This window comes from Burkholderia sp. YHN3-13 (genome assembly GCF_055810675.1).
The window spans coordinates 87,179-110,950 of record NZ_JBVVNQ010000006.1 but is presented as its reverse complement, the minus strand read 5'-3'; the positions used below and the strand labels follow the sequence as shown (position 1 = coordinate 110,950).

Annotated in this window: 20 protein-coding genes; 15 read left to right on the top strand and 5 right to left on the bottom strand. The window is 68.2% G+C overall.

The genetic code is table 11. The features are described 5' to 3' along the window. The first annotated feature begins 2 nt into the window (after nucleotides 1-2). From AC0KUR_RS16255 to AC0KUR_RS16225, 7 genes are all read left to right on the top strand, one after another. Complete coding sequence (locus tag AC0KUR_RS16255; protein ID WP_473376172.1) at nucleotides 3-1,139, top strand: acyl-CoA dehydrogenase family protein; 1,137 nt, start codon at nucleotides 3-5, stop codon at nucleotides 1,137-1,139. A gap of 29 nt (nucleotides 1,140-1,168) precedes the next feature. Then, a complete protein-coding gene (locus AC0KUR_RS16250) occupies nucleotides 1,169-2,374 on the top strand; it encodes a CoA transferase (RefSeq protein ID WP_049030258.1) in 1,206 nt (401 codons plus the stop codon). A 97-nt stretch (nucleotides 2,375-2,471) separates the two neighbouring features. Then, nucleotides 2,472-2,777, top strand: a complete 306-nt coding sequence (locus tag AC0KUR_RS16245) for a DUF485 domain-containing protein (RefSeq protein WP_014895931.1) — start codon at nucleotides 2,472-2,474, stop codon at nucleotides 2,775-2,777. Nucleotides 2,778-2,788: 11 nt separating this feature from the next. Then, nucleotides 2,789-4,474 carry a cation acetate symporter gene (locus AC0KUR_RS16240; protein ID WP_124670223.1) on the top strand — a complete coding sequence of 562 codons (1,686 nt, stop codon included), beginning with the start codon at nucleotides 2,789-2,791 and terminating at the stop codon, nucleotides 4,472-4,474. Nucleotides 4,475-4,833: 359 nt separating this feature from the next. Beyond that, on the top strand, nucleotides 4,834-6,123 hold the full coding sequence (locus AC0KUR_RS16235; RefSeq protein ID WP_034189211.1) for a dicarboxylate/amino acid:cation symporter: 1,290 nt from the start codon (nucleotides 4,834-4,836) through the stop codon (nucleotides 6,121-6,123). A 4-nt stretch (nucleotides 6,124-6,127) separates the two neighbouring features. Continuing rightward, entirely contained in the window at nucleotides 6,128-8,137 is a 2,010-nt protein-coding gene (locus AC0KUR_RS16230) for a sensor histidine kinase (protein ID WP_473376171.1), read from the top strand. An 89-nt stretch (nucleotides 8,138-8,226) separates the two neighbouring features. Then, entirely contained in the window at nucleotides 8,227-9,582 is a 1,356-nt protein-coding gene (locus AC0KUR_RS16225; protein ID WP_034189213.1) for a sigma-54-dependent transcriptional regulator, read from the top strand. Between the two features lie 97 nt (nucleotides 9,583-9,679). On the opposite strand, the gene AC0KUR_RS16220 is transcribed toward AC0KUR_RS16225, so the two are convergent. Then, entirely contained in the window at nucleotides 9,680-10,216 is a 537-nt protein-coding gene (locus AC0KUR_RS16220) for a peroxiredoxin family protein (RefSeq protein ID WP_034189214.1), read from the bottom strand. A 161-nt stretch (nucleotides 10,217-10,377) separates the two neighbouring features. On the opposite strand from AC0KUR_RS16220, the gene AC0KUR_RS16215 reads away from it, so the two are divergent. Continuing rightward, entirely contained in the window at nucleotides 10,378-10,950 is a 573-nt protein-coding gene (locus AC0KUR_RS16215; RefSeq protein WP_367189959.1) for a hypothetical protein, read from the top strand. A gap of 332 nt (nucleotides 10,951-11,282) precedes the next feature. On the opposite strand, the gene AC0KUR_RS16210 is transcribed toward AC0KUR_RS16215, so the two are convergent. Further along, entirely contained in the window at nucleotides 11,283-12,881 is a 1,599-nt protein-coding gene (locus tag AC0KUR_RS16210) for a YifB family Mg chelatase-like AAA ATPase (protein WP_473376170.1), read from the bottom strand. 255 nt (nucleotides 12,882-13,136) lie between these two features. Continuing rightward, the gene (locus AC0KUR_RS16205) at nucleotides 13,137-13,388 is read right to left on the bottom strand and encodes an accessory factor UbiK family protein (RefSeq protein ID WP_006489451.1); all 252 of its coding nucleotides are present in this window, start codon (nucleotides 13,386-13,388) and stop codon (nucleotides 13,137-13,139) included. 355 nt (nucleotides 13,389-13,743) lie between these two features. Between AC0KUR_RS16205 and AC0KUR_RS16200 the strand changes: the two genes are divergently transcribed. From AC0KUR_RS16200 to ptsP, 7 genes are all read left to right on the top strand, one after another. After that, nucleotides 13,744-14,082 (top strand): P-II family nitrogen regulator, encoded by a 339-nt coding sequence (locus AC0KUR_RS16200; RefSeq protein ID WP_006398175.1) that lies wholly within the window; start codon nucleotides 13,744-13,746, stop codon nucleotides 14,080-14,082. Nucleotides 14,083-14,119: 37 nt separating this feature from the next. Continuing rightward, entirely contained in the window at nucleotides 14,120-15,631 is a 1,512-nt protein-coding gene (locus tag AC0KUR_RS16195) for an ammonium transporter (RefSeq protein WP_034189217.1), read from the top strand. Between the two features lie 243 nt (nucleotides 15,632-15,874). Continuing rightward, nucleotides 15,875-17,164, top strand: coding sequence for a glutamate--cysteine ligase (gshA, locus tag AC0KUR_RS16190; RefSeq protein ID WP_069257657.1), 1,290 nt, complete (start codon nucleotides 15,875-15,877; stop codon nucleotides 17,162-17,164). Between the two features lie 27 nt (nucleotides 17,165-17,191). Next, on the top strand, nucleotides 17,192-18,148 hold the full coding sequence (gshB, locus tag AC0KUR_RS16185) for a glutathione synthase (RefSeq protein ID WP_034189219.1): 957 nt from the start codon (nucleotides 17,192-17,194) through the stop codon (nucleotides 18,146-18,148). 231 nt (nucleotides 18,149-18,379) lie between these two features. Continuing rightward, nucleotides 18,380-18,850, top strand: coding sequence for a PTS sugar transporter subunit IIA (locus AC0KUR_RS16180; protein ID WP_021163157.1), 471 nt, complete (start codon nucleotides 18,380-18,382; stop codon nucleotides 18,848-18,850). A gap of 73 nt (nucleotides 18,851-18,923) precedes the next feature. After that, entirely contained in the window at nucleotides 18,924-19,193 is a 270-nt protein-coding gene (locus AC0KUR_RS16175; protein WP_011353292.1) for an HPr family phosphocarrier protein, read from the top strand. Nucleotides 19,194-19,394: 201 nt separating this feature from the next. Further along, nucleotides 19,395-21,167: a phosphoenolpyruvate--protein phosphotransferase gene (ptsP, locus tag AC0KUR_RS16170; RefSeq protein ID WP_124608972.1), complete on the top strand. Its 1,773-nt coding sequence runs from the start codon at nucleotides 19,395-19,397 to the stop codon at nucleotides 21,165-21,167. 66 nt (nucleotides 21,168-21,233) lie between these two features. Here ptsP and AC0KUR_RS16165 read toward each other — a convergent pair whose 3' ends face one another. Continuing rightward, nucleotides 21,234-21,986, bottom strand: coding sequence for a HesA/MoeB/ThiF family protein (locus AC0KUR_RS16165; RefSeq protein WP_473376169.1), 753 nt, complete (start codon nucleotides 21,984-21,986; stop codon nucleotides 21,234-21,236). Nucleotides 21,987-22,092: 106 nt separating this feature from the next. Continuing rightward, nucleotides 22,093-23,640, bottom strand: coding sequence for a S41 family peptidase (locus AC0KUR_RS16160; protein WP_034189221.1), 1,548 nt, complete (start codon nucleotides 23,638-23,640; stop codon nucleotides 22,093-22,095). Nucleotides 23,641-23,772: the final 132 nt, after the last annotated feature.

Sequence of the window (23,772 nt, the reverse complement as noted above, 5' to 3'; positions counted from 1 at the left end):
CGATGGATTTCCAGCACACAGAAGACCGCCGGATGCTGGCGGACACGTTGAACCGCTTCATCGCCGAACAGTACCCGTTCCCGGTGCGCGACCGCATCGCGCAGTCGGCCGAAGGCTTCGATCGCGCGATGTGGCAGCGCCTTGCCGAACTCGGCACGGTCGGCGCGCTGTTTCCCGAAGCCGACGGCGGTTTCGGCGGCGCGGGCTTCGACATCGCCGTGGTGTTCGAATGCCTGGGGCGCGGGCTCGTCGTCGAGCCGTTCCTCGGCGCGCTGCTCGCGGGCCGCGCGTTGTCGCTCGCCGGCGGCGATGCGCATCGCGACAGGCTCGCCGCGCTGATCGACGGCAGCGCGAGCGCCGCGTTCGCGCACGACGAACCGGGCTCGCACTACGAGCTGACGACCGTGCGCACGCGCGCCGAACGCACCGGCGACGGCTGGGTGCTGACGGGGGCGAAGGGCGTCGTCGACCAGGCCGCGCAGGCGGCGTTCTTCGTCGTCAGCGCACGCGTGTCGGGGCAGGACGACGACGCGGCCGGCATCGGCCTGTTCGTCGTGCCGGCCGATGCGCCGGGCGTGTCGCTGCGCGACTACCGGAAGATCGACGGCGGCCGCGCGGCCGAGGTGCGCTTCGAACGCGTCGCGCTGGCGGCCGATGCGGCGCTCGGCGCGCACGACGGCGAAGCGGGCGCCGAGCTGCTTGAACGCGTACTCGGCTACGGGCTGCTCGCGCTGTCGGCGGAAGCGCTCGGCGCGATGGATGTCGCGAAGGAGCACACGCTCGACTACCTGCGCACGCGCAAGCAGTTCGGGCTGCCGATCGGCAGCTTCCAGGCGCTGCAGCACCGGATGGCCGACCTGCTGCTCGAGGTCGAGCAGGCGCGCTCGGCCGTGATCAACGCGGCCGCGCAGCTCGACGCGCCGCGCGCGGTGCGCGAACGCGCGCTGGCCGCGGCCAAGTACAGCATCGGCCGGATCGGCACACTGGTCGCCGAGGAAAGCATCCAGCTGCACGGCGGGATCGGGATGACCTGGGAGCTGCCGCTGTCGCATTACGCGAAGCGGCTCGTGATGATCGATCACCAGCTCGGCGACGAGGATCACCATCTCGCGCGCTACATCGCGCTGTCGAAACAATAAGGACGAACACGCGAATGGAGGAGACAAGAATGACGAACGACCCGCGCGCGCTGCCGCTGGCCGGCGTGAAGGTGCTCGATTTCTCGCGCGTGCTGGCCGGCCCGTGGTGCGCGATGGTGCTCGCGGATTTCGGTGCGGAAGTGATCAAGGTCGAGCATCCGGTGCGCGGCGACGACACGCGCGACTGGGGGCTGCGGATCGGCGACACCGAAACCACGTATTTCAACAGCGTGAACCGCAGTAAGCGCTCGATCTGCCTCGACCTGCAGACGGAAGCGGGCCAGCGCATCGCGCGCGAACTGGCCGCGCAGGCCGACGTGGTGATCCACAACTTCAAGTTCGGCGGCGCGGAGAAGCTCGGCCTCGGCTACGACGCGCTGGCCGAACTGAATCCGCGCCTCGTGCATTGCGCGATCTCCGGCTACGACCGGTCGGGCGCCGAGGCCGCGCGGCCGGGCTACGACCTCGTCGTGCAGGGCGAGGCCGGGCTGATGGCGCTGAACGGCGAGGCCGGCCAGCCGCCGCTGAAGTTCGGCGTCGCGGCGGTCGACCTGTTCACCGGCATGTACTCGGCGCAGGCGATCCTCGCCGCGCTCTACGAACGCCATGCGACCGGGCGCGGGCGGCGCATCGAGATGGCGCTGTTCGACTGCGGGCTGATGATCACCGCGTACTACGGGCTCGACGCGCTGTTGATGGGCGAGGACCCGCCGCGCTACGGCAATGCGCATCCGTCGATCGTGCCGTACGGCGTGTTCGACGCGGCCGACGGCCCGCTCGTGATCACGGTCGGCAACAACACGCAGTTCGCACGCTTCTGCGACGCGATCGAGCGTCCCGATCTCGCGGCCGACGCGCGTTACGGGACCAACCTCGGCCGTTCGGAAAACCGCGCCGACCTGCTGCCGGAGATTCGCCGCGAACTCGCTCGACGCTCGCGCGCGACACTGCTCGCCGCGCTCGCCGATGCCGGTATTCCATGTGGCGAAGTGCTCGGGTTGCACGAGGCACTGACGTCCGAACGCGCGACCCGCGCCGGGCTCGTCACGCGGCAGCCGCATCCGGTCGCGGGCGGCGTCGACGTGCTGGCGCCGCCGTACCGCTTCGACGGCGCGCGGCTGCCGGTGCGCGGTGCGCCGCCGGTACTGGGTGCCGATACGGATGCGGTGCTCGGCGGCTGGCTCGGGATGTCGGCCGACGAGGTCGCGCGGCTGCGCGCGGATCGCGTCGTGTAACGCATCGATGTGCCGCCACGGCGCGGGCGGATCGATTGGCGCGCCGGCCATCCACAAGACACTTCTCGCACATCGACGAGAGGACATTGGAGACACCATGGAGCTTTCCGTCATCGAATCGGTCACGGCGCGCCGCGACTACCAGCAGCTCGTGCGCGCACGGCGCCGCTTCAGCTTCACGCTGACGGCACTGATGATCGCGACCTACTACGGCTTCATCCTGCTCGTCGCGCTCGCGCCGCACGTGCTCGCGGCGCCGCTGTACCGCGGTGCGACGACGACGGTCGGCATCGCCGCGGGCGTCGCGATCATCCTGGTCGCGATCGGCCTGACCGCGTGCTACGTGCTGCGCGCGAACCGTGCGTTCGACCGCCGCGTCGACGCGATCCTGCAGCGTTCGTGATGGAGGCCGACATGCGACGCACTTCGAGCGCGCTCGGCGCGCTGGCCGTTCTCGTTTCCTCCACCGCGCAAGCGGTATCCGTCGCGGGCCCGATGCCCGACAAGGTCGAACTGAACCCGGTCGCGATCGGGATGTTCTTCGCGTTCGTGTTCGCGACGCTCGCGCTCACGCGCTGGGCCGCGCGGCGCACGCGCTCGACGCGCGACTTCTACACGGCCGGCGGCGGCATCACCGGGCTGCAGAACGGGCTCGCGATCGCCGGCGACTACATGTCGGCCGCGTCGTTCCTCGGGCTGTCCGGCATGGTGTTCATGTTCGGCTTCGACGGGCTGATCTACTCGATCGGCTTCCTGGTCGGCTGGCCGTTCGTGATGTTCCTGATCGCCGAGCCCTTGCGCAACCTCGGCAAGTTCACGTTCGTCGATGTCGTCGCGTACCGCTTCGCGCAGCGGCCGATCCGGCTGCTGACGTCCGCGAACGCGCTGACGATCGTCGTGCTGTACCTCGTCGTGCAGATGGTCGGCGCGGGCAAGCTGATCCAGCTGCTGTTCGGGCTGTCGTACGGCACGGCCGAGCTGATCGTCGGCGTGCTGATGGTCGTCTACGTGTTCTTCGGCGGCATGACCGCGACCACCTGGGTGCAGGTGATCAAGGCCGTGCTGCTGCTGTGCGGCGCGACGCTGCTGGCGTTGCTCGCGCTCGGCGAATTCGGCTTCAGCGTCGACGAGATGTTCCGCCGCGCGGTGGCCGTGCATCCAGGTGCGCTGTCGATCATGGGGCCGGGCAAGCTGATCCGCGACCCGGCCAACGCGCTGTCGCTCGGCATCGCGCTGATGTTCGGCACGGCCGGCTTCCCGCACATCCTGATGCGCTTCTTCACGGTGCCGAACGCGAAGGAGGCGCGCAAGTCGGTGCTCTACGCGACCGGCTTCATCGGCTACTTCTACCTGCTGACCTTCGTGATCGGCTTCTCGGCGATCGTGCTGCTCGCGCAGCATCCGGAGTTCTTCAGGCTCGGCGCGAACGGCACGTTCAACCTGACGCACGACCTGCTCGGCGGCTCGAACATGGTCGCGGTGAAGCTCGCGCAGGCGGTCGGCGGGAACTGGTTCTACGGATTCATCGCCGCCGTCACGTTCGCGACGATCCTCGCGGTGGTCGCGGGCCTGACGCTCGCCGGCGCGACGACGATCTCGCACGACCTGTATGCGCAGATGTGGGCGCGCGGCAAGCCCGACGAGCGGCTGGAGATGCGCATCTCGCGCGCGTCGACGATCGTGCTGTCGGCCGTCGCGATCGGGTTGTCGATCCTGTTCGAGCACGTGAACGTCGCGTTCATGGTCGGGCTCGTCGCGGCGGTGGCCGCGAGCGCGAATTTCCCGGTGCTCGCGATGTCGATCTTCTGGCGCGGGATGACGACGCGCGGCGCGGTGCTCGGCGGCGGCCTCGGCCTCGCGTCGGCGGTGGTGCTCACGGTGCTGTCGAAATCGGTGTGGGTCGACGTGCTGCATCACGCGCACGCGCCGGTGTTCCTCGACAACCCGGCGCTCGTATCGGTGCCGCTCGCGTTCGTCGGGATCGTCGTCGGCTCGCTCGCGGATCGCGGCGAGCGCGCCCGGCGCGAGCGCGACGCGTTCGCGCAGCAGGAGTTCTATGCGCAGACGGGCCTGCTGGCCGGCCGCGCCGTGCAGCACTGATTCATCTGAAGAATTAGGGAATCCGTCCGGATCGCCGGACGGATATTTTCCGGAAATCCGGAATCCCGGATTTCCTTGCCTGCCGCATTATGGGAAATACAATGAAAACAACGGTTTGAGGGGTTCCGGAAACCTGGCATCGACCTTGCGATATAAAACGCACGGCCATTCCCCCCGGCCGAACTACTACAGCAAGCAAGGAGACAACGATGACCGACGCCTTCCTCCCCCTCCGGATGTCCTGAGGCATCGCTTGTTGCGGCACGGCAGCCGCGCGGGCGAGTGGCCTTTCCCCTGAGACATTCGCCTGCGCGCGTGACGCCGTATCCACCGGCTCATCTACTTCAGCAGGAACCATCGTGAAGAAGAAACCCTTCTACAAAGTGCTCTATGTGCAAGTGATCTTCGCCATCATCGTCGGCGTGATCCTCGGCCACTATTACCCGGCGCTCGCCACCGACATGAAGCCGCTCGGCGACGGCTTCATCAAGCTGATCAAGATGGTGATCGGTCCGATCATCTTCTGTACGGTCGTCACCGGCATTGCCGGCATGGAGGACATGAAGAAGGTGGGCCGCGTCGGCGGCAAGGCGCTGCTGTACTTCGAGATCGTGTCGACCTTCGCGCTGCTGCTGGGCCTCGCGGCCACGCACCTGCTGCGTCCGGGCGTCGGCTTCAACATCGATCCGGCGACGCTCGACGGCAAGGCCGTCGCGTCGTACGCGGCGAAGGCGCACGGGCAGTCGACGGTCGACTTCCTGATGCACATCATCCCGAACACGATGGTCGATGCGTTCGCGCAGGGCGAAATCCTGCAGATCCTGCTGATCGCGCTGCTGTTCGGCAGCGTGCTCGCGCACCTCGGCGAGCGCGGCAAGGTCGTGACCGACTTCATCGACGGGCTCACGCGCGTGCTGTTCGGCATCGTGCACATCGTCACGAAGCTGGCCCCGATCGGCGCGTTCGGCGCGATGGCGTTCACGATCGGCAAGTACGGCGTCGGCTCGCTGGTGCCGCTGCTCAAGCTGATCGGCACGTTCTACCTGACGTCGGTCGTGTTCGTGCTCGTCGTGCTCGGCGCGATCGCCCGCTTCACGGGCTTCTCGATCATCCGCTTCGTGTCCTACATCAAGGAAGAGCTGCTGATCGTGCTCGGCACCAGCTCGTCGGAAGCCGCGCTGCCGCAACTGATGGAAAAGCTCGAGAAGGCGGGCTGCTCGCGTTCGGTCGTCGGCCTCGTCGTGCCGACCGGCTATTCGTTCAACCTCGACGGCACCAACATCTACATGACGATGGCCGTGCTGTTCATCGCGCAGGCGACCAACATCGAACTGACGTGGATGCAGCAGCTCACGCTGCTGGCCGTCGCGATGCTGACGTCGAAGGGCGCGAGCGGCGTGACGGGCGCGGGCTTCATCACGCTCGCCGCGACGCTGGCCGTCGTGCCGACGATCCCGCTGTCGGGCATGGTGCTGATCCTCGGCATCGACCGCTTCATGAGCGAATGCCGCGCGCTGACCAACATCGTCGGCAACGGCGTCGCGACGATCGTCGTGTCCGCGTGGGAGAAGGAGCTCGACCGCAACAAGCTGCGCCAGGCGCTGAAGGGCGGCGGCGAGGTCACGCCGACCGAGACGGCCGGCGTCTGACGTCATGAAGGAGCAGGCGGCGGCGCCCGCCGCCGGCGGCGCGGGGCGCGGCGCTCGACCCGTGGATGCGGAGGCCTATGACACAATAGGCGATCCGCATCGCCAGGAAGCCTCGACCGTGACGCGCCGCCTGCTCATCCTCGTCGTGCTTGCCGCCGCGCTCGTCGCGGCGTGCGCGCTGACCTGGACGGTCACCTGGCAGCGCGGCGTCGCCGAGCTGCAGCGCAATGCCGCGGTGCGCGTCGATCGCACCACCAACGCGCTCAAGAGCACGCTCGACCGCTACGAGTCGCTGCCCTACCTGCTGGGCAGCCATCCATACGTGCAGGACCTGCTCGCCGAGCCGAAGCGCGGCGACTACACCGCGCGCGTCAACCGTTATCTCGAAGATCTCAACGAACACGCGCACGCGACCGTCACCTACGTGATCGGCGCGGACGGCCTGTGCGTCGCGGCCAGCAACTGGCGCGCGCCCGACAGCTTCGTCGGGATCGAATACCGCTTCCGCCCGTATTTCGTCGACGCGATGAACGGCCAGGTCGGCCGCTTCTTCGGCATCGGCACGATCTCGCGCGACCCCGGTTACTACATCTCGCAGCCCGTGTGGCGCGACGGCAGGATCGCGGGCGTCGTCGTCGTGAAGCTCAATCTCGAATGGTTCCAGGGCGCCGATGCGTCCGAGCCGCTCGTCGTCGCGGACGATCACGGCGTCGTGTTCCTGTCGTCGGTGCCCGCGTGGAAGTACCACACGCTGCGCCCGCTCACGAGCCCCGTGGCCGCGTCGATCTACGAGACGCGCCAGTACGCGCAGCAACCGGTCACGCCGCTGCCGCTGCGCATCGAGCAGACGCTCGGCGCCGATGCGGAGATCGTGCGCCTCGGCCCCGGCCGGCGCGCGCCGCGTTTCCTTGCCAGCAAGCGCCGGATCGGCGAGCCCGACTGGCTGCTCGTCACGCTCGCGCCGATCGCGCCCGTCGACACCGATGCGCGCAACGCGACGATCGTCACGGGCTTCGGCTTCGTGTCGGTGGCGCTGCTCGCGTTCTACTGGCGGATGCGCCGCGCGCGCGTGCGCGAAATGATCCGCGGCCGCGCGCTGCTGCAGCAGGCGTACGCGGAGCTGAACCGGCGCGTCGAGGAGCGTACGGCCGACCTGTCGGAAGCGAACGCGCAGTTGCAGAAGGAAGTCGGCGACCGGATCCGCGCGGAGCAGGAGCTGCGCGCCGCGCACGACGAACTGATCCAGGCGAGCAAGCTCGCCGCGCTCGGCCAGATGGCGGCCGGCATCACGCACGAACTGAACCAGCCGCTCGCGGCGCTGCGCAGCTTCTCGGACAACACGCGCGTGCTGCTCGATCGCGGCGAGCAGGCGGCCGCGCGCGAGAACCTCGAGGCGATCGCGGCGCTCACCGAGCGAATGGGCAAGATCACGAACCAGCTGAAGCTGTTCGTCGGCCGGGCGAAGCCGCGCAACGAGCAGGCGCTCGTCGTGCGCGCACTGCGCAGCGTGCTGTCGCTGCTGGGCGAGCGCCTGAGCGGCGTCGCGCTCACGCTGACGCTGCAGGACGCGACCGTGTCGCCCGCGCACGATGAACCGCTCGACCTGGCGCGCGACTATCCGGCGCTCGTCGCGCGCTGCGAGGATTTGCGCCTCGAACAGGTGCTGATCAACCTGCTCGGCAATGCGCTCGACGCGGTGGCCGGCGTCGCGGCGCCGGCGATCGAGGTGACGATCGCGGTGTCGGCCGCGGCGCTCGCGGTCGAAGTGCGCGACAACGGCTCCGGCATCGCGCCCGACCTGCTGCCGCGCCTGTTCGAACCGTTCTTCACGACGAAGGAAATGGGGCGCGGGCTCGGGCTCGGCCTCGCGATCTCGTCGTCGATCGCGAGCGACGCGGGCGGTGCGCTGACCGCGCGCAACGCGCCGTCGGGCGGCGCGCTGTTCGTCTTGACGCTGCGGCGCGCACGCACGCATCATCCGGACTCCGTGTCCGAGCCGGCGGGTTCGCACTAGACCCGTCGCAGGCCCGGTCGGCGCACGACCGGCATCAACGCAGCCGCGCGCGACACAGCCGCGCGGCCTGTCAGGAGCAAGTGAGTACGATGGCCAACCGGCTGCAAGTGATCTATATCGAAGACGATGCGCTCGTTCGCCGGGCGAGCGTGCAGAGCCTCCAGCTGGCGGGCTTCGACGTCGCCGGCTTCGAGTCGGCCGAAGCGGCCGAGAAGGCGATCGTCGCGGACACCGCCGGCGCGATCGTCAGCGACATCCGGCTGCCCGGCGCGAGCGGGCTCGACGTGCTCGCGCAGTGCCGCGAGCGCGTGCCCGACGTGCCGGTGATCCTCGTCACCGGGCACGGCGACATCTCGATGGCCGTGCAGGCGATGCGCGACGGCGCGTACGACTTCATCGAAAAACCGTTCGCGGCCGAGCGCCTGATCGAGACGGTGCGCCGCGCGCTCGAGCGCCGCGAGCTCGTGCTCGAGAATCACGCGCTGCGGCGCGAGCTGGCCGGGAAGGACGTCGTCGCGCCGCGCATCATCGGCCGCAGCCCCGCGATCGAGCAGGTGCGCAAGCTGATCGCGAACGTCGCGCCGACCGACGCGTCGGTGCTGATCAACGGCGACACCGGCGCCGGCAAGGAGCTGATCGCGCGCAGCCTGCACGAGCTGTCGCCGCGCCGCGACAAACCCTTCATCGCGGTGAATTGCGGCGCGCTGCCCGAGCCGATGTTCGAATCGGAGATGTTCGGCTACGAGCCCGGCGCCTTCACGGGCGCCGCGAAGCGCCGCGTCGGCAAGCTCGAATATGCGTCCGGCGGCACGCTGTTTCTCGACGAAATCGAAAGCATGCCGCTCGCGCTGCAGGTGAAGCTGCTGCGCGTGCTGCAGGACGGCGTGCTGGAGCGGCTCGGCTCGAACCAGCCGATCCGCGTGAATTGCCGCGTCGTCGCGGCCGCGAAGGGCGACATGAGCGAGCTCGTCGCGGCCGGCACGTTCCGGCGCGACCTGCTGTACCGGCTCAACGTCGTGACGATCGCGCTGCCGCCGCTCGCCGAGCGCCGCGAGGACATCGTGCCGCTGTTCGAGCACTTCATGCTCGACGCGGCCGTGCGCTACGGGCGGCCCGCGCCGGTGCTGACCGACCGCCAGCGCGCGAGCCTGATGCAGCGCGACTGGCCCGGCAACGTGCGCGAGCTGCGCAACGCGGCCGACCGTTTCGTGCTCGGCGTGGCCGACATGCCGCAGGAAACGGGCGCGGGCGGCGACGGCGCGGACAACGACCAGACGCTGAAGGAGCGCATCGAGCAGTTCGAGCGCGCGGTGATCGCCGAGGCGCTGAACCAGACGGGCGGCGCGGTCGCCGCGACGGCCGACCGGCTGCACGTCGGCAAGGCGACGCTGTACGAGAAGATGAAGCGCTACGGGCTGTCGGCGAAAGGCGAAACCGAGCGCTGAAAAGCAAACGGACCGCAGAACCGGGTTGCCCGGCCGTACGGTCCGTGTAGGCGGGAAGGGCGCTGCGCGCGGCCCGTCGAGCCGGATCTTGCGGCGCTCAGGCCGCGTTGCCGTCGAGCGCCTTCTTGAGCAGCGCGTCGAGCTCCGCGAACTGCGGCGCGCCGACGTAGCGCTTGAGGATCTTGCCGTCCTTGTCGACGACGAAGGTCGTCGGCGTGAGCTGCACGTTGCCGAACTGCTTCGCGACGCTGCCGTCGTCGAGCGCGACCTTGAACGGCAGCTGGCGCGTCTGCGCGTAGTTCGCGACGTACATCGGCGGATCGTAGTTCATCGCGACCGCGACGAATTCCAGACCCTGACCCTTGAAACGGTTGTAGGTATCGACCATCTGCGGCATTTCCTGCATGCAGGTCGCGCAGCTCGTCGCCCAGAAGTTCACCAGATAGACCTTGCCCTTCAGGTCGCCGGCGGTCGAGACCTTCTGGCCCGACAGCAGCGTGAACGTCGCGTCCGGCACGCTGGACTTGCCGTTGAACGCGAAGAAACCGGCGACGGCGATGGCCGCGACGACGGCGGCCGCGACGAGGTAGCGGACGGGGCCGGCACTGCGGCGGGCGGGAGGCGTGGTGTTCATCAGGTGCTCTCGGAGTCGGTCGATGACGCGGGTCGATGCAAAGGACGTCGAAATTCGGCGCCCATTTTAGCGCGAATGCGGCGCGCGCACCGGCGGCCACCACGCATTCCGGTTGTCAGGTTCGGCGGATAATGCAGGTTTTCCTGTCCCCGATCCACGCCATGCCGAAGGAAGTCATCGATTCGTTGCGCCCCCTTTTTCGCCCGCTGCGACACTTCGCCGCGCTCGCATGCATCAGCGCCGCGCTGGCCGCGTGCTCCCCATCGTTCGACTGGCGCACGCTGCACAACGATGCCGGCTATACGATCGACCTGCCGGCGAAGCCGACCGTCGAGGAGCAGCCGGTGGCGATCGGCGGCACGTCGATGCCGATGCGGATGCAGGCCGCGCATGTCGACGGCGCGGTGTTCGCGGTCGGCACGCTGACGTTGCCGGACGACCGTGACGACACGCGCCGCGCGGCGCTCGACTTCCTGCGCGCAGGGCTGTCGCGCAACCTCGAAGGCGCGCCGCGGACGGCATCGGTGCCGGTGCCGCTCGCGGCCGGCGGCGCGGTGGACGGGATCGAGCTGCGTATCGCGGGGGCCGCCGCCGGCGGGGATCGCGCGCGCAAGACGATCGTCGCCCGGCTCGCCGCGCGCGGCCGGCACGCGTACCAGGCCGTCGTGATCGCCGACCGGCCGCTCGCGCAGGAGCAGCTCGACCAGTTTTTCGGCTCGTTCAAACTCGATTGATCGCGGCCCGCGAGCGGCGCCGACACACCGTGACAACTGAAAGTTCATTCGCAGCTTTCGACGCTAGTGACCGGATTTTGCGAGGTTTTTTCGACTATCCACAGCGCATGTGGATAACTTTGTTGAAAAGTCACCCGGATTTCCCGCCGAGCCTCACCGGACGGCCTTCCGGCTCATTTGGCCGTGCACGTGCCGTTTGGGAAAGATCAATGAAAACAAAGGGATACGGATTCCGTCACGCAACGGCCCCGGCGAGCCGCGATCCGGGGCCGGATTCGCTAAATTGTGCATAAGTCAAGTCTTGACAGCCGGATTTTGTCCTAAGAGGGCACTCAGAGCGCCGTGAGCGCGCGCCGGTAGCGGATCGCCTCGGCGATCTGCGCGGCCGTCGGCAGCGGGTCGCCGGCCAGGTCGGCGATCGTCCGCGCCACTTTCAGCACGCGGAAATACGCGCGCGCCGACCAGCCGAAGCGCTCGCCGGCCTCGCGCAACAGCCGCTCGCCTTCGTCGGTCGGCCGGCACAGGTCGTCGGTCTCGCGGCCGCTCAGCATGTGATTCGTCTTGCCCTGCCGGTCGAGCTGCAGCGCCCGCGCCTGCGCGACGCGCGCGGCCACCGCCGCGCTCGGCTCGCCGGGCGCCGTCGTGCGCGACGCGAGCTCGGCCGGCGACAGCGCGGGCAGGTCGATCTGGATGTCGATGCGATCGAGCAGCGGTCCCGACAGCTTGCGCAGGTAGCGCGCGGCGACGTCCGGCGAGCAGCGGCAGCGCCCGGACGGATCGCCGTGCCAGCCGCACGGGCACGGATTCATCGCGGCGATCAACTGGCACGCGGCCGGGAAGTCGGCCTGCTGGGCCGCGCGCGAAATCGTGATGCGGCCGGCTTCGAGCGGCTCGCGTAGCATTTCGAGCACGTGCCGGTCGAATTCCGGCAGCTCGTCGAGAAACAGCACGCCGAGATGCGCGAGCGTGATTTCGCCCGGCTGCGGCGGATTGCGGCCGCCGACCAGCGCGGCGGCGCTCGACGAGTGATGTGGCGAACGGAACGGCCGCCGGCGCCACTGCGCGGGCGAGAAGCCGAGGCGGCTCGCGGAAAGCAGCGCGGCCGACGTCAGCGCCTCGTCGTCGGTCAGCGGCGGCAGCAGGCCGGCCAGCCGCGCGGCCAGCATCGACTTGCCGGCCCCCGGCGGCCCGACCATCAGCATGTGATGGCCGCCCGCGGCGGCGACTTCGAGCGCACGCCGCGCCCCGCGCTGGCCGACCACATCCGCGAGGTCGGGCGCGGCCGGCGCCGGCAGGCCGTCGAGGCAGGGCGCCGCGACCGGCGTGAGCCGCCCGTCCGGCGCATCGGCGAGGTGCGCGCACAGCGCGGGCAGGTCGCGCGCGCCGAACACGATCACGCCCGGCACGAGCGCGGCCTCGGCCGCGCTGTCGAACGGCAGGTACAACTCCGGCGCGCGTGATGCCGCCGCGGAGCCCGGCGTCGAGACGGCGTCTGGGCCCGAGCCCGGTTCCGATCCGGTTTCGCCCGCCCGCCAGTCCCGCGCGGCACCGCACGCCATCGCGAACGCGCCGCGCATCGGCCGCAGCGCGCCCGTCAGCGACAGTTCGCCGGCGAATTCGCGGCCGGCCAGCGCGTCGGCCGGGATCTGGCCGTTCGCGGCGAGGATGCCGAGCGCGATCGGCAGGTCGAACCGGCCCGACTCCTTGGGCAGGTCGGCCGGCGCGAGATTCACGGTGATGCGGCGCACGGGAAATTCGAAGCCGCAGTTCTGCAGCGCGGCGCGCACGCGCTCGCGGCTCTCGCGGACTTCGAGATCGGGCAGGCCGACGATCGAGAACGACGGCAGCCCGTTGGCGAGATGGACTTCGACGGTAACGTCCGGCGCGCGGCCGGAGGCGGGCGCGCGACTGCGCACCACGGCGAGCGACATGGCGAGGCTCCTGTAAGCAGGCGGACGACGGCCGTTCGGGGCCGCATGCCGCGGGAATCGGAGAAATCGGTGCGCGCGTGCCGGCGTGGCGCGGGGAAAGAACGAGGGGCTGCGAAACGACGAACTGCGAAGAGCGATGGACTGCGAAGAGCGGGGTGCTGCGGAGAACGGCGGACGACGAACTACGACGAAAACGGAGGCTCGGCGGTGGCGGGCGCGGCGGCCCGCGCCCGGACCTTGCGGCCGGGTGCGGCGTCAGGCCTGCGGTGCGGCGAGCTTCTGCTCGAGTTCCGCGACGCGCTTTTCGAGTTCCTCGAGGCGCACGCGGGTGCGGGCGAGCACCTGGGCCTGCGTGTCGAATTCCTCGCGCGTGACGAGATCGAGCTTCGAGAAGCCTTGCGACAGCATGGCCTTCACGTTGCGCTCGACGTCCTTGGCCGGCGAGTTTTTCAGCAGGTCGCTGACGCGCGACTGCAGATCGTTGAAAACGTCGCTGGGTTGCTTCATGTGATTCCCCTTCCTTGCACAAAAATTGTGCATCTTCAGTTGCGTACGTGCCCATGATGCACGCATGACCGGAAATGGTGCGCCGGGGGCGCGAATTCCGGGCATGGCGCCGGCATGGGTGAATGGCCCGGTAATCCGGGACGTGCGTGCACTCTAGCAACGTTCCTTTCGCCGCGCCAGCAAACCGGCCCGCGTTGGCCATTCGGCCGGGCTTCGGCGCCTTACATCGGGGGATGCGACCCCGTTCCCGAGCCCTTCGAGACGGTGCTCGGATCAACATGGCATGCGAGTTGCTGAGGAGAGTCCGTTACAACATTCCAACCAATTCGACGGGACAACTCAGCGAGAGGACTTCATGAAACTCATTACCGCAATCATCAAGCCGTTCAAGCTCGATGAGACGCGCGAGGCGCTGTCGGCGCTTGGCGTCTCGGGCATCACGGTGACGGAGGTAAAAGGGTTCGGCCGCCAGAAGGGGCATACCGAGCTGTATCGCGGCGCCGAATACGTGGTCGATTTCCTGCCGAAGATGAAGATCGAGGCGGCCGTGTCCGACGATCTCGTCGACCAGGCGGTGGAAGCGATCGAGCGGGCCGCGCGCACCGGGAAAATCGGCGACGGCAAGATTTTCGTCACGCCGATCGAGCAAGTGATCCGGATTCGCACCGGGGAGACCGGCGCCGACGCGCTGTAACAGAACAGACAAGACAAGCGACAAGAGGAAACCCAAGATGCGCAAACTTCTGATGTCCCTGCTGATGGCCGGCTCGCTGATGGCGGCCGGCGTCGGCTCCGCGCTTGCCGACGACGCGGCGTCCGCCGCGGCCGCATCCGCGCCCGCCGCCACGGCTTCCGACGCATCGGCCGCCGCCGCGCCGGCCGCTTCGGCGCCGGCCGCCGACGCATCCGCCACCGCCGCTGCCGCCGCACCGGCTTCGGGCGCCGCCGACGCATCGGCCGCAGCCGCCGCGTCCGCGCCGGCCGCACCGGCTGCGCCGACCGCCCCGTTCTCGGTCGATTCGTCGAAGATCAGCGCGGGCGACACCGCGTGGATGCTGACCTCCACCGCGCTCGTGCTGTTCATGACGATCCCGGGCCTCGCGCTGTTCTACGCGGGCATGGTCCGCAAGAAGAACGTGCTCGCGACCGTGATGCAGAGCTTCGCGATCACCGCGGTGATCACGGTGCTGTGGACGGTGGTCGGCTACAGCCTCGCGTTCACGCCGGGCAACGGCTTCATCGGCGGCCTGTCGCGCGCGTTCCTGCACGGCATGAACTACATCAAGGGCGACAAGGCGACGACGCTGACCGTCAGCCATCTCGCGACGACGATTCCGGAATCGGTCTACTTCGTCTACCAGATGACGTTCGCGATCATCACGCCGGCGCTGATCTGCGGCGCGTTCGCCGATCGCATGAAGTTCTCGGCGATGCTCGTGTTCATGACGCTCTGGTCGCTGATCGTCTACGTGCCGATCGCGCACATGGTGTGGGAGCCGACCGGCTGGCTGTCGGCCGACGGCGTGCTCGACTTCGCGGGCGGCACGGTGGTGCACATCAACGCCGGTATCGCGGGCCTGGTGTCGTGCCTCGTGCTCGGCAAGCGTGTCGGCTACGGTCGCGAATCGATGGCGCCGCACAACCTCGTGCTGACGATGATCGGCGGCTCGATGCTGTGGGTCGGCTGGTTCGGCTTCAACGCGGGTTCCGCGGTCGCGGCCGACGGCCGTGCCGGCTTCGCGATGCTGACCACGCAAGTGGCAACCGCCTGCGCGGCGCTCGGCTGGATGTTTGCCGAGTGGATCGCGAAGGGCAAGCCGTCGGTGCTCGGCATCGTGTCGGGCGCGGTCGCGGGTCTCGTGGCGATCACGCCGGCCGCCGGTTTCGTCGGCGTGGCGGGCGCACTGGTGATCGGTATCGCCGCCGGCGTCGTCTGCTTCTGGTCGGCGACCTGGCTCAAGTCGAAGCTCGGCTACGACGATTCGCTCGACGCGTTCGGCGTGCACGGCATCGGCGGGATTCTCGGCGCGCTGCTGACGGGTGTGTTCGCGGTCAAGGACATCGGCGGCGCCGACGGCAGCCTGCTGCTGCAGGCGAAGGGCGTGCTGATCACGCTGGTCTACAGCGGCGTGCTGAGCTTCGTGCTGCTGAAGCTGATCGATCTGACGATGGGCCTGCGCGTGACCGAAGAGGAAGAGCGCGAAGGTCTCGACGTGATCCTGCACGGCGAGCACGTGGAATAAGTCTCACGAATCAACAGCGGGCCGCCGCGACGACGGCGCCCGCTCCGAATGAGCGCAGCGACTTCGGCCCGCCTACCCGGCGGGCTTTTTTTCTCCTGCCACTCACTGCCGTAGCGGATAACCCTTCACTCTATCGGGTCAATAGCCGAAAACTTCCTCCTTATCCTTGTGAAGCCGGGAACAATCCCCAAATGGGCAAGGCAATTGCTCTACAATCTTCATTCTCCCGCTCGCGAGTGATTCATGGTTCCCCACCTCGTTACCGCGTTGAACGGTCCGCTGCTCGAACTCGAGCAGAAGATCCTCGACGCGACGCCTGCGATCGAACGCTGGTTCAGGCTCGAATGGCAGGAACACACTCCGCCGTTCTATTGTTCGGTGGACCTGCGCAATGCCGGCTTCAAGCTGGCGCCCGTCGACGCGAACCTGTTTCCCGGCGCGTTCAACAACCTGCCGTCCGAAGTGCTGCCGCTGGCCGTGCAGGCCGCGATGGCCGCGATCGAGAAGATCTGCCCGGACGCGAAGAACCTGCTCGTGATCCCCGAGCTGCCGACCCGCAACGCGTTCTACCTCGAAAACGTCGCGCGCCTCGCGACGATCATGCGTCAGGCCGGCCTGAACGTGCGCTTCGGCTCGCTCGACCCGAGCATCACCGACATGACGCCGATCACGCTGGCCGACGGCCAGAAGATCGTGCTCGAGCCGCTCGAGCGTTCGCAGCGCCGCCTTGGCCTGAAGAATTTCGATCCGTGCTCGATCCTGCTGAACAACGACCTGTCGGCCGGCATCCCGGCCGTGCTGGAAAACCTGCACGAGCAATACCTGCTGCCGCCGCTGCACGCGGGCTGGGCCGTGCGCCGCAAGTCGACGCACTTCGCGTGCTACGACGACGTCGCGAAGAAGTTCGCGAAGATGGTCGGCGTCGATCCGTGGATGGTGAATCCGTATTTCGCGCACGTGGAAGGCGTCGACTGGCAGGCGCATGAAGGCGAGCAGGCGCTCGCCGACGCGATCGACGGCGTGCTGAAGAAGATCGCGCGCAAGTATCGCGAATACGGGATCAGCGAGAAGCCGTACGTCGTCGTGAAGGCCGACGCGGGCACGGCGGGGCGCGGCGTGATGACCGTGCACGACGCGGCCGAGATCGGCCGGATGTCGAAGGCCGAGCGCGCGCAGATGGCCGAGTCGAAGGCCGGCCTCGCGGTGCGCGACGTGATCGTGCAGGAAGGCGTCTATACGTTCGAGCGCGTCGGCGACGAAGTGGCCGAGCCCGTCGTGTACATGATCGACCGCTACGTGGTCGGCGGCTTCTACCGCACGCACGGCGGCCGCGAGCGCGACCAGAACCTGAACGCGCCCGGCATGCACTACGTGCCGCTCGGCTTCGAGCACACCGCGCTGCCGGATGCCGGCGCGAAGCCCGGCGCCGCGCCGCCGAACCGTTTCTACATGTACGGCGTCGTCGCGCGGCTGTCGCTGATCGCGTCGTCGATCGAACTGGAAAAGACCGATCCCGAAGCCATCCAGGTGTAACGGACCTTCGCTACGTACAGGACCCGCATGGACATTCTTTTTATCGCCGACCCGCTCGAGCATTTCAAGATCTACAAGGATTCGACCTACGCGATGATGGCGGAGGCCGCCCGGCGCGGGCATGCGGTGTACACGTGCCAGCCGCACCAGCTCGCGTGGACGGGCTCGGGCGTCGAGGCGGACGTGCAGCGCGTGACGATCGTCGGCGACACGACCGACCTGCATCGCCGTCCGTGGTACGAGGCGGCCGCGCACGAGTCGCGTCAACTGACGTCGTTCGGCGCGGTGCTGATGCGCAAGGATCCGCCGTTCGACATGGAGTACGTGACGGCCACCTGGATGCTGGAGCTGGCCGAACGCGCGGGCGCACGCGTGTTCAACAAGCCGCAGTCGATCCGCGATCACTCGGAGAAGCTGGCGATCGGCGAGTTTCCGCAGTTCGTCGCGCCGACGCTCGTCACGCGCGACGCGGCGCGCTTGCGTGCATTCCACGCCGAGCATGGCGACGTGATCGTGAAGCCGCTCGACGGGATGGGCGGGATGGGCGTGTTCCGCGTGAAGGCCGACGGGATGAATCTCGGCGCGATCATCGAGATGCTCGGCCATGACGGCACGCGCTCGCTGATGATCCAGAAGTTCATTCCGGAGATCAAGGCGGGCGACAAGCGCATCCTGTTGATCGCCGGCGAGCCCGTGCCGTATTCGCTCGCGCGGATTCCGCAGGGCAGCGAGGTGCGCGGCAATCTCGCCGCGGGCGGGCTCGGCGTCGCGCAGCCGCTGACGGCCCGCGATCGCGAGATCGCGGCCACGCTCGGGCCCGTGCTCGCGTCGCGCGGGCTGCTGCTGGTCGGCCTCGATGCGATCGGCGACTGGCTGACCGAGGTGAACGTCACGAGTCCGACGTGCTTCCGCGAGATCATGGAGCAAACGGGCTTCGACGTCGCCGCGATGTTCATCGACGCGCTGGAGCGTGCGGCCGCGTAAGCCGCTTTCCGCGCAACCCCGGCGGCGGCCGCGCAGGCCCCCCGTCGCCGGAGCCGCTTGACCGGCCTGCTACAATGCCCGCTTGCCAGGTGCCGTTTTCGGCGCACCGAAGGCCCGGCGGTCGGGCCGATACTGTTGCAAGGCTGAACATGAAACGTTTCCCACACTCGCTACGCTCATTGCCCCGCCGCGGGGCGTCGGCCCGCCAGGGGCGGCCGGGAGCGATCTGACATGGCCGGGATCCTGATCATCGCGCACGCTCCGCTCGCCACCGCGCTGCGGGACTGCATCGCGCACATCTATGGCGGCGTGCCTGCCCGCATCGGCTGTATCGACGTGATGGCGGACAGCGACCCGGCCCAGGTGATGGCGTTCGCGCACGCGGAACTCGCGCGGCTCCGGGAAGACAACGGCGTGGTCGTGCTGACCGACATGTACGGCGCGACGCCGGCGAACATCGCCGGCCAGCTCGCGAAGCTCGACAACGTGCGCGTGCTGGCGGGCGTGAACCTGCCGATGCTCGTGCGGGCCGTCTGCTACCGTACCGTGCCGCTCGACAAGCTCGTCGACAAGGCGCTGTCCGGCGGCGCGAAGGGCGTCCACGAGGTGTCGGCCGGCACACCGCCGCCGCCGACGGAAACCGGCTGCGGCCAATGCGCGCCGATTCCGCCGGAACCGCAGCCGCGCACCGAGTCGCACTGATTTCCCGTTTTCCGTTTTAGACCACACCGCCGGCGTGCGCCGCCGGCGGCCTCGACCGACCCGACCGAGAATCATGCTTCAACAAGAAACCACCATCGTCAATAAATTGGGGCTCCATGCGCGCGCATCGGCCAAGCTCACGCAACTGGCCGGCAACTTCCAGTCGGAAGTCTGGATGACGCGCAACGGGCGCAAGATCAATGCGAAGAGCATCATGGGCGTGATGATGCTGGCGGCGGGGATCGGCAGCACCGTGACGATCGAGACCGAAGGGTCCGACGAGCAGGAAGCGATGGACGCGCTGCTGAAGCTGATCGCCGACAAGTTCGGCGAAGGCCAGTGATCGCCACGCGCGATCGTTGCCGTTTCCAGTCAGAATGCCGCGGATTTCGCGGCATTTTTTTCGTCGGCAGCATTGATGCGGAATGCGCAATGCTGCGGTGCATGCAGTCAGCGGGGGGGCGCGGAATTTATAATCGCTAACCGGGGTCATAAGCGCATCGCAGCAGTGTGCCGCGGCTTTACTTGTACAGAGGAGGTGCGCGTGTCCTTCACGCTGCATGGCATTCCCGTCTCACGTGGTATCGCGATCGGGCGAGCGTATCTGATCGCGCCGGCGGCGCTCGACGTCGCCCATTACCTGGTCGAGGCACCCCAGATCGACGCCGAGGTCGAGCGATTCCGCACGGCGCTCGACGTCGTGCATCACGAACTCGAGGCGCTGCGCGCCGACCTGACCGACGACACCCCGAGCGAAGTCGGCGCATTCATCGACGTCCACACGATGATCCTGAGCGACGAGATGCTCGTGCAGGAAACCATCGACCTGATCCGCACGCGCCGCTACAACGTCGAATGGGCGCTGACCGAGCAGCTCGAGCTGCTCACGCGCCACTTCGACGACATCGAGGACGAATACCTGCGCGAGCGCAAGGCCGACATCGAGCAGGTGGTCGAGCGCGTGCTGAAGGCCTTGGCCGGTGCGCCGTCCGCGTCGCAGGCGCTCGACCGCGCGGCCAGGAACGGCACGAACGAGATGATCGTCGTCGCGCACGACATCGCGCCGGCCGACATGATGCAGTTCAAGACGCAGTCGTTCCAGGCGTTCGTCACCGATCTCGGCGGGCGCACGTCGCACACGGCGATCGTCGCGCGCAGTCTCGGCATTCCGGCCGCGGTCGGCGTGCAGCACGCGAGCGCGCTGATCCGCCAGGACGACCTGATCATCGTCGACGGCGACCAGGGCATCGTGATCGTCGATCCCGCGCCGATCGTCCTCGAGGAATATTCGTACCGCCAGTCCGAGAAGCAGCTGGAGCAGCGCAAGCTGCAGCGGCTGAAGTTCTCGCCGACGCAAACGTTGTGCGGCACCAAGATCGAGCTGTACGCGAACATCGAGCTGCCCGACGACGCGAAGGCGGCCGTCGAGGCCGGTGCGGTCGGCGTCGGCCTGTTCCGCTCCGAGTTCCTGTTCATGCATCAGAAGGAGATGCCGGAAGAGGAGGAGCAGTTCGCCGCGTACAAGCGCGCCGTCGAGTGGATGAAGGGCATGCCGGTGACGATCCGCACGATCGACGTCGGCGCGGACAAGCCGCTCGAGGCGCTCGACGAAGGCTACGAAACCGCGCCGAACCCGGCGCTCGGCCTGCGCGCGATCCGCTGGAGCCTGTCCGAGCCGCAGATGTTCCTCACGCAGCTGCGGGCGATCCTGCGCGCGTCCGCGTTCGGCCAGGTGAAGATCCTGATCCCGATGCTCGCGCACGCGCAGGAAATCGACCAGACGCTCGACCTGATCCGCGAGGCGAAGCGCCAGCTCGACGATGCGGGGCTCGCGTACGACCGGAACGTGCGCATCGGCGCGATGATCGAGATTCCGGCCGCGGCGATCGCGCTGCCGCTGTTCCTGAAGCGGTTCGATTTCCTGTCGATCGGCACGAACGACCTGATCCAGTACACGCTCGCGATCGACCGCGCCGATAACGCGGTCGCGCACCTGTACGACCCGCTGCATCCGGCCGTGCTGCACCTGATCGCCTATACGCTGCGCGAAGCGAAGCGCGCGGGCGTGTCGGTGTCGGTGTGCGGGGAGATGGCGGGCGATCCGGCGCTCACGCGCCTGTTGCTCGGGATGGGGCTCACCGAGTTCTCGATGCACCCGAGCCAGCTGCTCGTCGTGAAGCAGGAGATCCTGCGCGCGCATCTGAAGGCGCTCGAGAAGCCGACGGCCGACGTGCTCGCGGCGTTCGAGCCGGAAGAGGTGCAGGCGGCGTTGCAGCGGTTGTCGGTCGCCGAGCCGCGGGCGGATGCGGCCGCCTAGGCGGCCAGGTCGCCGCTCGCTGTCGCCGTGTCGCGCAGGCGCCGCTCGGCGCCTGCCCGTCGCGCGTCAGTGCCGGCCCCCGCACACGGGGCAGTCGACCTGGCGCGCGATTTTCATCGTCGTCCACTCCATTCGCAGCGAATCGAGCATCATCAGCCGCCCGTTGAGCGTCTTGCCGATGCCGCCGATCACGCGCAGCGCTTCGGCCGCCTGCATCGCGCCGATGATGCCGACCGTCGGTGCGAACACGCCCATCGTCGCGCACGCGACTTCCTCGAACGGCTGGTCTTCCGGGAACACGCACGCATAGCAGGGCGCGGCCGGATCGCGGAAGTCGAACGTGCTGATCTGGCCGTCGAAACGCAGTGCGGCGCCCGACACGAGCGGCACGCCGTGCGCGACGCACGCGCGGTTGATCGCGTGGCGCGTCGCGAAGTTGTCGGTGCAGTCGAGCACGACGGTCGCCCGCGGGACGTGCGTGTCGAGCCACGCATCGTCGACGCGTGCCGCGACCGCGTTCACCTTCACCTCGGGGTTCAGCTGCGCGAGTGCGTCGCGCCCCGATTCGACCTTGCTGCGGCCGACCGATGCCGTCACGTGCAGGATCTGCCGCTGCAGGTTCGTGAGGTCGACCGTATCGGCGTCGACGAGCGTGATCGTGCCGACACCCGATGCCGCGAGGTACATCGCGGCGGGCGAGCCGAGGCCGCCCGCGCCGACGACGATCGCATGCGCGTCGAGAAAGCGCTGCTGCGCGTCGATGCCGATTTCGTCGACGAGGATGTGTCGGGAGTAGCGCAGGAGTTGATCGTCGTTCATGGGGAGTCGTGGGGCGAGGCGGGCGGACGTTTCGTTATTTTAGGCGCGCATGAAAAACGGGCCATCGCGGTCTTCCCGCGATGGCCCGTCGGATGCCGGCCGGCGCTTACTTCGGCGCCGACGCGGGCTTCGGTGCGGACGCCGGCTTTGCGCTGGCGCCCGATGCCTTCGATACGGCGGCAGCCTTGCCGGTCGGGCTCTTCGTGCTCTCGGCGAGCAGCGACTTCGATTCCTGGACCGGCTTGCCCTCGAGCTTGTTGAGCGCCTGCTGCATCATGAAGTCGTCGGCGCTGCCGAACTCGATCGGCTTGCGATCGCGATCCTTCTGGCGTTGCTCCGGCGTCTTCTTGTCGTTCTGCTCTTCGAGGATGCGCAGCTGATCCATCCGGCGCTGCTCGCGCTCTTCCTGTTCCTTCTTCTCGTTCGGGTCCTGCGTGTTCGCGAGGTGGTTCGTGTAGTCGACCTCGCGCGTCACGAGCACGTCGTCGGGATCGCCGTCCGCGTACTGATCGACCGGCACGTCCGGCGTGATGCCCTTGTTCTGGATCGAACGGCCGCTCGGTGTGTAGTAGTACGCGGTGGTCAGGCGCAGCGCGGTGTCGGCCGTCATCGGGCGGACCGTCTGCACCGAACCCTTGCCGAACGTCGTCTTGCCCATGATCTGCGCGCGCTTCGAATCCTGCAGCGCACCCGCGACGATTTCCGACGCGGATGCCGAATAGGCGTTCGTCAGCACGATCATCGGCACGGTCTTGAAGACCGGCGGCAGGTTCTTCAGCGGATCGCCGTCGAAGGACGGCAGGCGATAGTTGTCGTACGTATCGCGGTAGACCTGCTTCGAATCGGGGATCTGGCCGTTGGTCGACACGACGACCGAGTCGGGCGGCAGGAACGCGCCGGCCACGCCGACCGCGCTCTGCAGCAGGCCGCCGCCGTTGTTGCGCAGGTCGAGGATGAGGCCCTTCAGGTTCGGCTGCTGGCGCGCGATGTCCTGCAGCTTCTGCGCGAGGTCGGGCGTCGTGCGCTCCTGGAAGCTCGTGATGCGGACATACGCGTAGCCCGGATCGAGGATCTTCATCTTCACGCTCTGGACCTTGATGATCGCGCGCGTGACCGTGACCGGGAACGTGCGGTCGTCGCTCTTGCGGAAGATCGTCAGCGTGACCTTGGTGCCCGGCTCGCCGCGCATCTGCTTGACGGCCTTGTCGAGCGTCATGCCGCGCACCGGCTTGTCGTTGATGCGCGTGATCAGGTCGCCCGGACGGATGCCGGCGCGGAACGCGGGCGTATCCTCGATCGGCGAGATCACCTTGACGAGGCCGTCTTCCTGCGAGATCTCGATGCCGAGACCCGCGAAGCGGCCCTTCGTCTGCTCCTGCAGCTCGTCATAGTCGGTCTTGTCGAGGAACGACGAGTGCGGGTCGAGGCTCGACACCATGCCCTTGATCGCCGCCGTCAGCAGCTTCTTGTCGTCGACCGGTTCGACGTACTCGCGCTTGATCTGGCCGAAGACTTCCGCGAACAGGCGGAGCTGGTCCAGGGGAAGCGGCGCCGTGGCGGTCTGCTCGGCCGATGCGGAAACCTGCAGCGTGGCGAACACGCCCGTGGCGAGGCCCGCGGCAATCAGGCCGATGTTCTTCAATTTCATTCGCATAGAGATCTGGTGCGGTCGGGAAGCGCGTGGCGGTAGCGGGGATGTAGCGGACAAGTATAACTGTTCGTCCGAAGACTCAGTGGAACGGCGCGAAAAGCGCTGCAAACGGCCCGGAGCCGGCCTGGCTGGGCC

Excerpts from the sequence above, each read along its gene's own strand:
- AC0KUR_RS16255 (WP_473376172.1), top strand. The coding sequence starts at position 3 with ATGGATTTCCAGCACACAGAAGACCGCCGGATGCTGGCGGACACGTTG.
- AC0KUR_RS16250 (WP_049030258.1), top strand. The coding sequence starts at position 1,169 with ATGACGAACGACCCGCGCGCGCTGCCGCTGGCCGGCGTGAAGGTGCTC.
- AC0KUR_RS16245 (WP_014895931.1), top strand. The coding sequence starts at position 2,472 with ATGGAGCTTTCCGTCATCGAATCGGTCACGGCGCGCCGCGACTACCAG.
- AC0KUR_RS16240 (WP_124670223.1), top strand. The coding sequence starts at position 2,789 with ATGCGACGCACTTCGAGCGCGCTCGGCGCGCTGGCCGTTCTCGTTTCC.
- AC0KUR_RS16230 (WP_473376171.1), top strand. The coding sequence starts at position 6,128 with ATGAAGGAGCAGGCGGCGGCGCCCGCCGCCGGCGGCGCGGGGCGCGGC.
- AC0KUR_RS16225 (WP_034189213.1), top strand. The coding sequence starts at position 8,227 with ATGGCCAACCGGCTGCAAGTGATCTATATCGAAGACGATGCGCTCGTT.
- AC0KUR_RS16220 (WP_034189214.1), bottom strand. The coding sequence starts at position 10,216 with ATGAACACCACGCCTCCCGCCCGCCGCAGTGCCGGCCCCGTCCGCTAC.
- AC0KUR_RS16215 (WP_367189959.1), top strand. The coding sequence starts at position 10,378 with ATGCCGAAGGAAGTCATCGATTCGTTGCGCCCCCTTTTTCGCCCGCTG.
- AC0KUR_RS16210 (WP_473376170.1), bottom strand. The coding sequence starts at position 12,881 with ATGTCGCTCGCCGTGGTGCGCAGTCGCGCGCCCGCCTCCGGCCGCGCG.
- AC0KUR_RS16205 (WP_006489451.1), bottom strand. The coding sequence starts at position 13,388 with ATGAAGCAACCCAGCGACGTTTTCAACGATCTGCAGTCGCGCGTCAGC.
- AC0KUR_RS16200 (WP_006398175.1), top strand. The coding sequence starts at position 13,744 with ATGAAACTCATTACCGCAATCATCAAGCCGTTCAAGCTCGATGAGACG.
- AC0KUR_RS16195 (WP_034189217.1), top strand. The coding sequence starts at position 14,120 with ATGCGCAAACTTCTGATGTCCCTGCTGATGGCCGGCTCGCTGATGGCG.
- gshA (WP_069257657.1), top strand. The coding sequence starts at position 15,875 with ATGGTTCCCCACCTCGTTACCGCGTTGAACGGTCCGCTGCTCGAACTC.
- gshB (WP_034189219.1), top strand. The coding sequence starts at position 17,192 with ATGGACATTCTTTTTATCGCCGACCCGCTCGAGCATTTCAAGATCTAC.
- AC0KUR_RS16180 (WP_021163157.1), top strand. The coding sequence starts at position 18,380 with ATGGCCGGGATCCTGATCATCGCGCACGCTCCGCTCGCCACCGCGCTG.
- AC0KUR_RS16175 (WP_011353292.1), top strand. The coding sequence starts at position 18,924 with ATGCTTCAACAAGAAACCACCATCGTCAATAAATTGGGGCTCCATGCG.
- AC0KUR_RS16165 (WP_473376169.1), bottom strand. The coding sequence starts at position 21,986 with ATGAACGACGATCAACTCCTGCGCTACTCCCGACACATCCTCGTCGAC.
- AC0KUR_RS16160 (WP_034189221.1), bottom strand. The coding sequence starts at position 23,640 with ATGCGAATGAAATTGAAGAACATCGGCCTGATTGCCGCGGGCCTCGCC.